A 13697-nucleotide genomic window follows, 5' to 3' on the forward strand; every position below is an offset into this window, starting at 1 on the left:
GTCTATCACATTAAGGAGGCCAAAACGAAGATGTACGAGTATGTTTTAAAAACAAATCAACTATCCAAAAAATTCAAAGGCCATACAGCACTGGACAAAGTCAATTTGTCAATCCGTAAAGGCTCCATTTATGGTTTTATTGGGCAAAACGGGGCCGGCAAATCAACATTAATCCGCATTGTGACCGGACTTGCTTTTCCGACCGATGGGACTGTTGAGCTGTTCGGAACCAGTGAAGAGCAGGCATTGATCCAGGCTCGTAAACGGGTTGGCTCGATTATCGAGAGCCCTGCATTGTTCCCCCACATGACTGCAAGCGAAAATCTAGAAGCAAACCGGATTCTACGCGGCATCCCTGGCAAGGATTGTGTTCACAGGATGCTACAGCAGGTCGGTCTACAGGGAGCTGGCAAGAAGAAAGCAAAAAACTTCTCGCTAGGAATGAAGCAGCGGCTAGGTCTTGCAATCGCCTTGCTGGGCGATCCGGAATTTCTGATTCTGGACGAGCCGACCAATGGGTTAGATCCGATGGGTGTCATCGAAATGCGTGAACTGCTCAAGCGGCTAAATCGCGAGCTCGGTATTACGATACTGATCTCAAGTCATATTCTGAGCGAGTTGCACTTAATGGCAACCCATTATGGCATTATCCATCATGGTAAGTTGCTTGAACAACTCACTGCGGAGGAATTGGACGAGAAATGCCAGCAGTATGTGTATATCAAAGTGGATAATCCGGGCAAGGCAACAACGGTCATTCAAAACGAGCTGGACACGGCCGATTTTGAAGTGATGCAGGATGGATCTATCAAATTATTTAGCCGAATTGAGCAACCAGGCAAAATATCGTCGGCACTATTCTCCGCAGGCTTGGAGATCGAGAAGTTTATGCCCATGGGCGAAGATCTGGAGAGTTATTTTACAAAGCGGATTGGGGGTAACGTGCATGTATAATCTGATTAGAGTCGAGTTTTTCAAGCTCCGGAAGAACAGATCATTTTGGACGTTATTGTTCGTTCTCTCCGTCCTCTCGCTTGCGTACCCCCTGTTGTATTATTTTGATCATCGATCCAGCGGAGAACCTCAGATTACGGGAGCTGAATTTCTGATTACCTTTATTTCGAGTAATGCCTATATTATCAAATTCGGTGTAGCGGTATTGGCCGGATTCTTCATCTCCAACGAATATTCCACAGGGGTCATGAAGACGATCGCATCTTCGGGTAACACCAGAGGACAACTGTTCGCGGCAAAGTTGATCGTTTTTGCAGTCGGTTCCATAGTGATTTCTCTCGTCTTTCCAATAGTCAGTACAGTCGAAGTCACACTGCTTTCGGGATTTGGTCATCTGCCGGAGGGAAGTGCTGTGCTTTTCATATCACGGGCATTCGGCCTGACAGTACTGTACACGGCGGGCTACGCGGCTATCGGCGCTTTGTTCACTGTAATCCTTATCGACAGCGGAAAAACGATCGGCTTCTCATTGATTTTCTTTATTATGATCGATACAGTTTTGGTTGGCCTGGGTTCAAAGGTCGATTTCTTTGCTACCTTGTACGACTACTCCATCTTCAAACTGGTCGGCAATATCGGCAAGCCCAGTATCGACAGTGGAGAATTGCCGGCACTCCTGCTTGTACCGTTGTTGACATTTGTCATATCCGGGATGCTTGGGATGCTCGTGTTTCGCAGAAAGGAAATTAAATAACCTATAGGAGGTGCGGGAGAGTGTTGCTTATCCTGACGATCATATTGTTTGCGGCAGTGGCTCTCCTGCTTGTCCGTTTGTTGATGCTAAGGCGGGAGTTAGTGCGGATAACGGAGCAATTGTACCGCTACAACGAGCGAGCAACCGGTAAAAAAATCGACGTGGCTCTATTCGACCAGAAGCTCGAGGCACTTGCGGGGCAAATCAATCGTCAATCCAATTTATTCGTCGAGTCGGAAGTCCAGCGAAAACGAGTCGAAAAAGAATTTCGTCAGGCGGTTGCGAATATTTCACATGATATCCGTACACCGCTCACCTCCATCTTCGGTTATATTCAACTGTTGGAGGCTGAGTCAATTACACCTGAGGAGAAGCTCGAATACGTTGCTATCGTTAAAAATCGGACAAGACGGCTTCAGGCACTACTGAATGATTTTTTCGAGCTTTCCGTGGTCGAATCACTAGATTATCCGCTTCAAAACGAAAAGCTCGGGATGACTGTCCTACTCTCCGAAATACTGGTCGGATTTTACGATTCGTTCAACGAAATTAACATTACACCGGATATACGGCTGCCTGAAGAAAATGTGTCCGTATACGCCGATGAGTCGGCTGTGCGGAGAGTTGTCGAGAATTTACTAGTCAATACGGTCAAGCATACGACCGGGCATGTGGAAATCAGTTTCAAACGACAGCGTGAGACGGCCGACTTGACTATTGTAAACGATGCAAAGGAACTAGCTGGAAGCGATGTTAACCTATTATTTGACCGATTCTATACCACAGACCGTACCCGATCTTCTCAAGCATCGGGGCTTGGTCTCTCCATCGCCAAAAGTCTTATGGATAAGATGGGTGGCACGTTGACAGCCGAACTGGACGGTGAGAAACTTTTGATGACCTGCCGTTGGAAACTAGGAGATTCCCGCCACATTACATGACTGTATCTCATGTGTACTAGTGTCATGATGCGGAATTCCTGAAATTCCTGAAATTGCTGCAAATGTGCAGGCTTTGATCATGTAAATTCACTAAATGCCCTAAATTGCTGCAAATGTGCAGGCTTTCTCTAAGGATTCTTTTCAAACTAGTCTATTCTGAATCATATTCCTGCACTTTTGCAGGCTTTTGTTCATCCTTTCATGGCTACTTTTTTAAAGCTGCATTTTTGCACGCTTTTCCTGATATCTTGCCTTTCACTGCTAAACAAGAAGCGCCCCTCAAAGTTATCTTAGATAGCTTTTGGGACAGCCTCTTCCCTCCCCGACAACTCAATATCAAGGAAAAGTGGGTTTAGATAACATTCACAAACAGAGAGTTATTGTTTCGAGGACCGCCCGTTAATGTAATACTTCCTTTCTTGAAAAAATCGTATAGCTGATTTTATACATTACGAAATTCCAAATAGCAGCAATCATTGGAGAGCTGCACAGCAGGACAAATACACTTGAATCTGTAAAGGACACACCAAACATCACTAAAACTTGATAAACCACAAAGCAGACCGCAACAGGCAACAAGAAAGAGATCAGTGAAAGCATACGGGCTTTTTCAGCTCCAAATTTGAACATCAATGGAATGGAGATACTGCCGAAAATGACGGCAATCATCATGCCGACAACCGTGATGACCAAAAGGGAAGCAATAGAAGTCAAATCCAGTACCACTTTCTTGGTGATGAGTCCGCCTGCAAAGCCGAGAATCAAGCCACTGACTACACCAAAAGCAGAAAAAATAAGCAGCACTACAAATTTGCTGGCAACCAGATCCTTTCTTGAAATTGGTGTAACCATAGCATATTTTGTCCAGTCACTTCTTTCATCAAAGCTGAAAGTGGTAATAACCATCATACTGCACAAAATACCGCTAGTAATGATATAGGCTTCCACGCTGTACATAGGTATAATTACGATCACAAACACTAAAAGCATAAATAACATGGACTTTGCATTGTGACTAATGTTATACAGATCCTTTAAAATCAAACTTTTCATCTGACTGTTCCCCCTTTACATAGAGAAGAAGAATGTCATCAATGGTGGCATTATCAATGACAGTATTTTTGTATTTGCGCTGGGCTGTATCCTTTTCTGCAACAAGGACTTCCCATTGATAATCACATTTTCTGTATGCGAGAACTTCTGATTTATCAATGGAATCGAATACGGAAGTACCACAACGGATAATACCATAATGATATATTAGTTCGTCTTTCGGTTTGCTAAATAGCACTTCGCCTTGATGGATAAAAGTAATATAATCAGCTATTTTTTCCAAATCGGTGGTAATATGCGAGGACATTAATATGGAATGGTTTTCGTCCTGAACAAATTCCAGAAAAATATCCAGAATATCATCGCGCATGATGGGATCAAGGCCGCTGGTCGCTTCATCCAGGATCAAAAGTTTCGGATAGTGCGAAAGTGCAACGGCAATACTAAGCTTCATCTTCATGCCTTTTGAAAAAGTTTTGATTTCTTTATTCATCGGAAGTTGAAACTTTCTCATAAAATTGTTAAAGGTATCAAAATCCCACTGTTTATATGCCGCAGCTGAGATTTTCCCCACTTTTGCCGGAGTAAGGGTCTCGTGAAAATTGATACCATCAAAAACAACGCCAATGTTCTCTTTGAGCTGCCTGGGATTAGAAGAAAGTTCCTGTCCCCAGAAAGTGACCGTACCGTCGTCTTTTTGAATCAGATCTAGGATGGCATTGATTGTGGTACTCTTACCAGCACCATTTTCGCCAATCAGTCCCATAATCGTCCCTTTCGGGATATTGAACGAAACATGATCCAGTTTGAAATCAGTATATTGTTTCGTGAGGTTTTCAACCTGTAAAATGGGCTCCATATTTATTCCTCCTCTTGATAAAACATGGTTAACAATTCTAGTAACTTACTAAGAGGGATACCGCTGGTACGCCCAATATCAGCGGCTTCCTGCAAATGCTCTTCAGCTCTACGCTGCTGTTCCTCCTGGAAGAAGTCTTTGTTTTGAGCCGAAACGAAACTTCCCCGTCCAACGGTAGTTTCAATAAATCCATCCCTTTGCAAATCTTCATAAGCCTTTTGAACTGTGATTACACTAACATGAAGCGATTTGGCAAGAGATCGCATAGATGGAATGGGAGCGCCTGTCTGCAATTCCCCACTCATTATCATTGCTTTTATCTGTGATGTAATCTGTTCGTAAATGGGCTTGCTTGTATTGCTGCTGATGATAATTTCCATATAATCCATCCTTAATGCTCATTAGTGTACTTATTGTTCAAGTACATTATATACAAACAAGGACTGATTGTCGATCATTTTCGAGACAAACAATACATATTCTTGTCCTCCGTTAATGCTATATTCGTTCAGCTACTATAGTAATAAAAAAAGACGCCTCGTGAATGTTGCATGGCGTCATTTTTTTAAGATTATACTAGTTTCATAAGTTTCATTAGTGAATAGATCACGGTAACCGCTTCAGCGCGGCTGGCATTTGCTTTTGGCTCAAAGTTCCCTCCACCAGTGCCTTTAATGAGCCCTGCTGAGCTAATCGCATTGACAGCAGTGCTCGCGAACCCGGACACGGAGCTTTGATCCGAGAATGTGATCGGATGATCATCATCGAAAGCTAATCCGGCAGCTGTTGCCGCACGGTAGAGCATAACAGCCATCTCTTCGCGGGTAATGGCATCATCTGTTCCGAATGTTCCATCGCTTCTACCACTCACTATGCCGAGTTTTTCCGCAGTGATTACTGATTTCGTATACCAGGCATCTGGTTCGACGTCTGAAAAGCGAATTTCTGCTGACTCCGAATTCAAACTTAACGCATTAATGAGAAGATGAAGAAATTGCGCCCGAGAAACTTGAAGATTAGGTGCAAAAACACCCTCACTGGTCCCTTTGACAATACCCCAAGTAGCCAATGCTTCGACTGATGTTTGAGCCCATTTGGCTTGATCCAAATCAAGGAATTTTACATTCGCATAACCCGCTGCATACGTACCGAATTCATTGATATAGAATGATAAGACCTCTGCATTGGAATCATAGATCGCTCCTTGTACTGTCTTAAGCTCCTTAGTGTCGTTCGCGTTGTATGCAACGACTTGATGCGCCTTCTCTTGAACGCCCAGATCGTAAGGTAGCGTTACCTTAACCGACTTCTTGTTTAAGACTTGTTCTACTGGCTTCCCTTCTACTTTCAACTGGATATCATAGACTCTACCGGAGCTGATTTGACGTTTAGCCTTTTCGGACAACTTACCTTTTTCTACTGTTCCAATATAAACCGATAGAAATTCCGCATTAACGGGTAACATACTCCAAAGCTCACTCGCAGATATCGATACCTCTACAGATCCGTTAATAAACGTCAGGATCGACACTCTATTCTTATCTTCCTTAATGGGATGCACTGGCATACGAATTTCCAATGCTTCGAGTGGCTTGCTGTCAGACGTTATCGCTTGGACGACCAGACGTCCCTCCTTAGCCGATTGTATCATTTCGCTCAATTGCTGATCCGTCACAATTGCGTCCAGCTTACCTGTAGAAACTACTTTTGGATCAAGCGTTAGTACGCCGTTATTGACCTTATGTGAATCCTGAAGTCCAGACCCCGCAACTGTATTGCTACTTGAATTCGTGCTTGAACTCGTACTTGAATTCGGGTATGGATCCAAATTAGTTGAACGATCAGAAGTTCTTACAATCAATGGTTCTGTCGGAACAGACTCCCCATCTTCGTTAACCGCAGTAATCTTATAATAATAACTCGTACTTGCCGCCAAATTGGCATCTAAGAATGACTCCTCAGCAACGGGTTTACTGGACAATTGGATATAGGGGCCATCTACACTACTCGAACGGTACACATGATAGCTATTCGCATCACTCGATTTGTTCCAAATCAAGCGGATTGTACTTGCCCCGATCGCTTTCACTCGTAAACCAGCCGGTTTAACGGGTGAAACTGTACTATCGTCAAAGACCATAACCGACGTCTTCTCAAGATTTCCCCCATCAGTATAGGCTACATAAACTTTCTCATTATCAACTGCCAGTGAGGTATATTCGACTCGTCCTTTTGAGAACCATTTATTGCCCACCTGCTTCCAACCCGTATCCCCTTTCCCTGTATATTTCATGACGACCGTTTTCCCATCGTGATGCTCATCCGACAACAACATATAGGGTACACCCTGTTTACTAAAAGTCATCTTGGTTACCCATGCACCAGGATGATAAAATCCCTTGCTTCCAACGTATTCCCATGTTTCTCCGTTAAATTTACTCAGGTTTGCTCCGCCATTCATTGCATAACCTAAATATGGAATACCTTCGTATACGTACAGTGAACTCCATCTGATGTTTGGGCTTTCGCTGGAAGTGAAATCTTTACCGCCTAACAATTCCCACGTGCTACCATTATATCGGATAACTTCTCCACCAAGCCCTTTACTGCGATATCCGACATAAGGGGTTCCACGATCAACGTAAAGACTAATGTTATTTGCGCCATTGTTACCTTCCTCGGCCGTATAATTACCGATATAGCTCCATTCGCCATTTGCGTATTTCATCACTTTAACGAATGTTCCCTCTTGTGGTCCTGCATAAGCATTGAATGCAACATATGGCGTTCCTTGGTCAATGAATAACGATGTTTCGTGCGTATATTGATCTACGACAGGCTTTCCGACTGTTTCCCAGCCCGTTAATCCCTCGCCAGTGTACCTCATTATTGTCAAGTCTCCGACATTATCACCGCCATTCATCGAAACATACGGAATACCTTCATATAGGAAAAGCGAGATATCTCCAGCTTTTTCTGAAAACCCGGGCTGGCCGACAGTCTTCCAGCCTGTTTCCAAGTACTCCATAACGGTTATCTTGTTTCCCAGAGCATCATCCACATAAGCGATATAAGGGATTCCGTTGTATATGTACAGTGAATTAAACGTCCCTCTTCCCGCTGATATTCCATCTTTGCTTCCCAGTGGCTCCCATACCGATTGTTCAGGAATTGAACTAGCAATAGCGCTTAATTCACTCTCGCCGTTATCGTTATATGCAACAACCGCATAATAACCTATAACACCGTTCGCCATTCCCATAGCTGTATACGTAGTCTTTGTCAGTCCGTCTGCCAGAAGGCTGCGCCCTCCATCTTCCCCGATCTGATAAATTCGATATCCTGTCGGATCTGCCAACGATCTATCGAGATCGCTTACTGCATTCCACTGCATATCTATTGTCCCGTTGGCGACGGCTCTTGCAGTAAAATGGTTCGGGGCAGCTGGAACAAAAGGCTGTGGTGTAAAACTCATCTCGTTCGATACACCATCGCCGTTTAATAACGAGGCATTCACCTTGAAGTAGTAAGTCTGACCGTTAATAAGGTTGCTTGAATGATACGTGGTTGTATTAGCGTCCAGCACGGCCTCCGGGTAGTCACCGTACTGACCGGAAGTACTGCTGCTGTAGACTTGATAAGTAACAGAGCCTTCGACCGCTCTCCAACTGAGGCTGACTTTTCTATCCTTGGCTATCCCATCTAGTCTAAATCCGATCTCCTTGTTCAATTTCATTACCGCTATTGGTCCGTTAACAAATACGTCTTCAACAAATGCTATATAGGGTATTCCTTGTAATATAGAAAGTGCAGGTGTTCCATTGCTTCCTTGAAGTTCATTATTCCCTACATCATTCCAAGAACCGGCGTTATACTGCTTAACTTTGAGTGATAATGCATCCTTATAAGCAACAAGAGGATTATGAAGATCATCAATAAGCAAAGAAACCGCCGAGATAGATTCCTCAGAGAATGTTCCCCCTACAAGCTGCCAACCGGAACCTTCTGTATAACTCATTATTTTCCCTTGCTTGGAATTCAGATTATCCGCATAAGCTACATAAGTTATACCCTCATCGTGCGCAATACTAAGATAAAGTGCCATTCCTTCTGTAAAGCCGTGGTTGCCGACGCTTTCCCATACTTGAGTTTGATCATTGTATCTCATGACCGTTGCTTTGTTAAGTAAAGCCTTTTCTCGAAAAGCTACGTAAGGTATCCCGTCGGATACGGTCAAAGAGGGATCAGATACTTTGTCAGTGCCAAGTACATCTGTATTCCCAACCGTTGTCCAGCCATGTGACTCTGTGTATTTCATTACCTTGAGCGTACCGCTTACGGAACTGCTCACAACAGCGATATAGGGAATTCCGTCGCTAATTACGAAATCCATGGCATAACCCTGGATCGAACCGGGTGCCCCAACATCGACCCAACTGCTTCCTTCTATCTTCTTCACACTTATAGCGTTACCCGTTCCGCGAAAAGCCACATAGGGTGTGCTGCCTGAGAGCGCAAGTTTGGAATCTGTGGCAGCAGTTTCAGAAACATAATCGCCTCCAACATCGCTCCAGCCGAAACCATCAAACTTTTTCACCTTTGGTTTACCGTTACTTCCGTTTGTTAATTCTCTGTACAACAAATAGCTTACTCCACTGTCATCCGCCAACAACTCTGGTGCTGTTCCATTGCTCGCAACCTGTTGATTGCCTACATATATCCATGCCCCTGGTACTACTTCTGCAGCAGCCTTATTCGCGGATATGCCGAACGCTGAGATGCTTGTAAGAATCATCACAAATACTATAAAGCCATTAAGTGCCTTTTTCCTTAACACACTGGATTCCACTCCTTGATATATTTATATTGAAATAGAAAACGGGTTACGTCCGAAAATGTTGTAATTTGCTGTGATCCGAAGCTGTGGCAGCGGTTCAAATCAGGTCTTTAATACGCGTAGTGATCGACCGGGCAAGAGCCGGAAGTATACAGATCGATTCGGGATATATTCGACGTAAAGTAAGGGATATTCTTCTCAGTTGTAGACGTCGTTCCGAAAAATAGGCGAATTGCATCATCGTCAGAGACGGATGAGCCGACAGTTGCCGAAGTAGTGGACAAAATTGCAGGGACATTAGTTATTGTTGGACTCACCGCATCGAGATCAGAGTATGCGTTGCGGTCCGTAAACAATTGAGCTTGAGGATTGCAGAAGCTTCTTGTATAGTTCGGCCCAACCAGTGAAGTGAAGTCGACCCTAATCAAATCGCTTGTATCATAGATGCTTACAGAGAGAACGTCGTTCAACAAATCCGTGAGAGAAGCACCGTAAGTAGTATAATAGCCTGTGGAACCGTTATTCCTGCGTCCGGAATATTGATAGTTTCCGTAATCCGTTGCCGTATTAATGTCAGATGACGTGATTGTACCGACTGGAGTCGTCGATCCATCCAAATATATATCAATTGAACTTGTGGTATTTATCCCGGCATTTGCAATTTGAGGTGCTTGTAATCCACTCACAACCAAAGTAAACGCCAGCATGAAAGTCAACAACAATACAAAACGTCTCTTTTCCTTCAAACCTCTTAAAATTGTAATCACGAAATACGCCTCCTCGGTTTTATTATTAAATTACGGGTTATACCCGCTGCCACAGCCGAATTGAAAAATACTAAATATATCTAAACATAACTAATTATAACTAATATAGATCGTTGCATGGCATAATTCAACTTTGATATGTTATATATTGTTACGCAATTATGAACTCTATCAAGCAAAAATGTGTTTTCCCCCCTTTATTTACTTGAAAATGCGAAATCTAATGATTGGAATCACATACAACGTAATATTTAATAACATATTAACAACGTGAAAAGTAACTTTTATAACAGGGCCTCTTTAATGCTTTTTTTTGGTATGATACTCTCATGAGAACAAATTCAGTAATCAGTAAAATTGCCATCATTCTAATATTTATTACGATACTTTTTGGCCTGCGCCTAGTTTGGCTCAGCCTATTTGTCACCAGTGATGACGTAGTAGCGGAGAATGGTGTCCTGGATTTACGAGGGCGCACCATGGATCAATCCAAATTATTCAATCTAAGCGGTGAGTGGAGCTTCTACCCTTCTCAATCCGTATCGCACAAGGACATTCCGTTCCTCTCCTCTACCCCAACCCTGCTAAAGGTGCCCGGAGATTGGACAAGCGCTATGGATGATGGAGATGACTCATCGTACGGTTATGGAAGCTACCGGCTGCGCATACTTGTCGATCCACTTCAGCAGCCAATCTCCTTATGGTTTAAGGAGATCAAGTCCGCATCTACCGTTGAAATCAACGGCACAATGTTTCCCTCGCATGGGACGGTCTCAAAGGACTCAAATAGTTACAGCCCTGATAATACTATGTATCGCGTATCCTATTTTTCTGAAGGGGTCTCCGCGCTCGACGTTTTCATCCAGGTATCCAACTATGACAGTCCATTCAAGGGAGGCATTGAAGCTCCAGTTATCTTTGGTTCTCAGGATGCCGTAGAACAGATCTACTATTATTCGGTGGGAAGCATGATGCTTACAGTAGTTATTTTGCTGCTGCATTGTCTGTACGCATTTATTCTTTACTCTTTCAATCCGAAAGAACGCGCTCTGCTTATGGCCGGATTCATGACCTTATCTGTAGCCATGATACTGATGGCCCGCAACGACAATCTCATCGTACCGTTGCTGTCAATCAATTACACATGGTCCTTGAAGATTAGGTGGATCGCATTTTTGTGGCAAAATTTATTGATTCTGCTCGTTTTTCGTAAATTCGTCTCTGGTGCAGTGATACATAAATGGTTGCGTATATACACTGTAGGACTTGTAGTTTACTCAATCTTCATCATGTTTGCCCCTACACCTTTGGTGAGCACATCTATGCGATGGTGGTTTATTCAGTTGTTTCAATATGTACCTTTTGTTTGGTTGATCAATAGTTTGGGACAGTTACTGTTCAAGAAAAATAAAGACGAGGATATTTTATTTTTACTGTTATCTGGTGCAGCAATCATATCGAACTATTTGTGGAGCCTGGCAGGATATAGCGGTCGGTCTGTACTTGTTTATTATCCGTTGGACATTATATCTGCGATCGTTGGTTTCTCAGCATACTGGTTCAAAAAATACTTTTACAATGTCGGGGAAAACATGAAGCTGAATCAGCAACTGAAAATAGCAGACAATCTCAAGGATCAATTTTTGGCAAATACGTCTCATGAACTGCGGACTCCCCTGCACGGAATCATCAATATCGCTCAAAATATCGGCATCAAGGAAGATGGCCGTCTGCTGCAAAGCAGCCGCAAGGACCTGGAGTTGCTAATTACGGTAAGTCAGCGCATGTCACACATGCTTGAGGATTTGCAGGATGTAGCTCGTCTTCGGGAGCATCGCATTATGCTGAAGCAGGAGCCTGTTTCCATACAATCAGTCGTTCCCGGCGTAATCGGCATGTTAAAATATATGATACAGGGTAAACCTGTCGAGCTAAGCTTTGATATCCCGGATTCATTTCCGGATGTATATGCGGACGAAAAAAGGCTAGTGCAGATTCTGTATAATCTGGTGCATAATGCGCTGAAGTATACCGAGGAAGGACATGTTACCGTTTCGGTTCACAAAAGGGATGGACGAGCGGTCATTCAGGTCAGCGATACGGGTGTGGGTATGAGCGCAGATATCATGGAGCGGGCATTTCTGCCATACGAACAGGGGCCTCATGGCATTCGCGACGGACGGGGAATCGGCTTGGGGCTGAGTATATGCCAACAGTTGGTGGAACTGCATGGCAGTGAGCTAAACATTCAGTCTGAGCTGGGCAAAGGATCTGTCTTCAGCTTTGCTCTGAAGTTTACATCTTCCGTTGAGCGTCAGGCGATTTCAACACACCGCACCTCTCTTACCGAACCCAATGGTAAGAGACATGAATCCATGGATCAATGGAACTTTTCCGATCAAGGCAGAAGCGGAAGCGTCATTCCCGAACCGATCCCACCGCTCTTAACGGATACTCGGGCAAAACTGCTTGTCGTGGATGATGACCCGGTTAACCTTAATGTACTTAGAGGTATTCTCGCCAATGAGCCCTATGACATTACTACCGCCAATTCCGCTCATGAGGCTCTGGCCTTACTGGATCAGAAGCCGTGGGACCTGATGATCGCCGATGTGATGATGCCCTCCCTTTCCGGATACGAATTGACGCAGAAGGTACGGGAGCATTACTCCATATCTGATCTCCCTGTTCTGCTTCTGACTGCTCGCAGCCAGCCAGCGGATATCTATACGGGATTTTTGTCCGGTGCCAATGATTATGTCACCAAACCCGTTGATTCCATGGAGCTCAGATACCGTATTCGTGCCCTGACGGCCATGAAACATTCGTATTACGAACGTTTACGCGTTGAAGCTGCCTATTTACAGGCACAGATTAATCCGCATTTTCTGTTTAACGCGTTGAACTCGATTGTGGCGTTGAGCGAACAGGATATCCCGAAAATGCAACAGCTTGTCGACGCGTTCAGTACGTTCTTGCAGATTAGCTTCGACTTTCAAAATACAGGTGAAAGAGTCCCCCTTTCCCATGAGTTGGCGCTAGTAGAGGCCTATCTGCATATCGAGCAGACCCGCTTCGCGGAACGATTATCCGTCGTTTGGGAGATAGAACCAAATATTCATGTTCTAGTGCCTCCATTATCGATTCAACCGCTTGTGGAGAATGCCGTGAAACATAGTCTGCTCAAACGGAGGGAAGGCGTAACGATTCATATCCACATTGCCCGTAAGGAGAATGCCGTTTATTTTGAAGTGAAGGACAACGGCCCGGGAATGGATCAAACCACACTCGATATGTTGCTAAGTCTGTCCTTCAAAGGTAAGAACGGCATTGGATTAAACAATACGCATCGACGATTGATTCAATTGTTTGGACAAGGTCTAACTATACAGAGTCAACCTGATGAAGGAAGCATTGTTTCTTTTCTTGTACCAGATCCAAAGTCAAAGATATTGTAATTTTCAACGTGGAGAGACGCTTCTTCCGAGCCAGACTTAAAAGTCAATACTTCTATGTTTCTCATAACTAACAG

At 43.9% G+C, this 13697-nt stretch carries 9 protein-coding genes; 4 read left to right on the forward strand and 5 right to left on the reverse strand.

Annotated features, from left to right (window positions below; all coding sequences use genetic code 11):
- The first annotated feature begins 30 nt into the window (after positions 1–30).
- The 3 genes from BLS49_RS00225 to BLS49_RS00235 are packed head-to-tail and all read left to right on the forward strand — an operon-like array spanning position 31 to position 2649.
- Positions 31–954, forward strand: coding sequence for an ABC transporter ATP-binding protein (locus tag BLS49_RS00225; RefSeq protein ID WP_091225729.1), 924 nt, complete (start codon positions 31–33; stop codon positions 952–954).
- A complete protein-coding gene (locus BLS49_RS00230) occupies positions 947–1708 on the forward strand; it encodes an ABC transporter permease (RefSeq protein WP_091225731.1) in 762 nt (253 codons plus the stop codon). Before BLS49_RS00225 ends, BLS49_RS00230 begins: the two co-directional genes overlap by 8 nt.
- A 20-nt stretch (positions 1709–1728) precedes the next feature.
- Positions 1729–2649 carry a sensor histidine kinase gene (locus BLS49_RS00235; RefSeq protein ID WP_245742214.1) on the forward strand — a complete coding sequence of 307 codons (921 nt, stop codon included), beginning with the start codon at positions 1729–1731 and terminating at the stop codon, positions 2647–2649.
- Between the two features lie 399 nt (positions 2650–3048).
- On the opposite strand, the gene BLS49_RS00240 is transcribed toward BLS49_RS00235, so the two are convergent.
- From BLS49_RS00240 to BLS49_RS00260, 5 genes are all read right to left on the reverse strand, one after another.
- Positions 3049–3702: an ABC-2 transporter permease gene (locus tag BLS49_RS00240; protein ID WP_091225733.1), complete on the reverse strand. Its 654-nt coding sequence runs from the start codon at positions 3700–3702 to the stop codon at positions 3049–3051.
- Positions 3671–4561, reverse strand: a complete 891-nt coding sequence (locus BLS49_RS00245; RefSeq protein ID WP_091225735.1) for an ABC transporter ATP-binding protein — start codon at positions 4559–4561, stop codon at positions 3671–3673. The genes BLS49_RS00240 and BLS49_RS00245 overlap by 32 nt, the downstream gene beginning before the upstream one ends.
- A gap of 2 nt (positions 4562–4563) precedes the next feature.
- On the reverse strand, positions 4564–4941 hold the full coding sequence (locus tag BLS49_RS00250) for a GntR family transcriptional regulator (RefSeq protein WP_091225737.1): 378 nt from the start codon (positions 4939–4941) through the stop codon (positions 4564–4566).
- Between the two features lie 191 nt (positions 4942–5132).
- Positions 5133–9398 (reverse strand): S-layer homology domain-containing protein, encoded by a 4266-nt coding sequence (locus BLS49_RS00255; protein WP_091225738.1) that lies wholly within the window; start codon positions 9396–9398, stop codon positions 5133–5135.
- A 110-nt stretch (positions 9399–9508) separates the two neighbouring features.
- A complete protein-coding gene (locus tag BLS49_RS00260) occupies positions 9509–10165 on the reverse strand; it encodes a hypothetical protein (RefSeq protein ID WP_091225740.1) in 657 nt (218 codons plus the stop codon).
- A 479-nt stretch (positions 10166–10644) separates the two neighbouring features.
- Between BLS49_RS00260 and BLS49_RS00265 the strand changes: the two genes are divergently transcribed.
- The gene (locus BLS49_RS00265) at positions 10645–13623 is read left to right on the forward strand and encodes a hybrid sensor histidine kinase/response regulator (RefSeq protein WP_245742215.1); all 2979 of its coding nucleotides are present in this window, start codon (positions 10645–10647) and stop codon (positions 13621–13623) included.
- Positions 13624–13697 lie beyond the last annotated feature (74 nt).

Source organism: Fontibacillus panacisegetis (assembly GCF_900102215.1).
Taxonomy (GTDB): Bacteria; Bacillota; Bacilli; order Paenibacillales; family Paenibacillaceae; genus Fontibacillus; species Fontibacillus panacisegetis.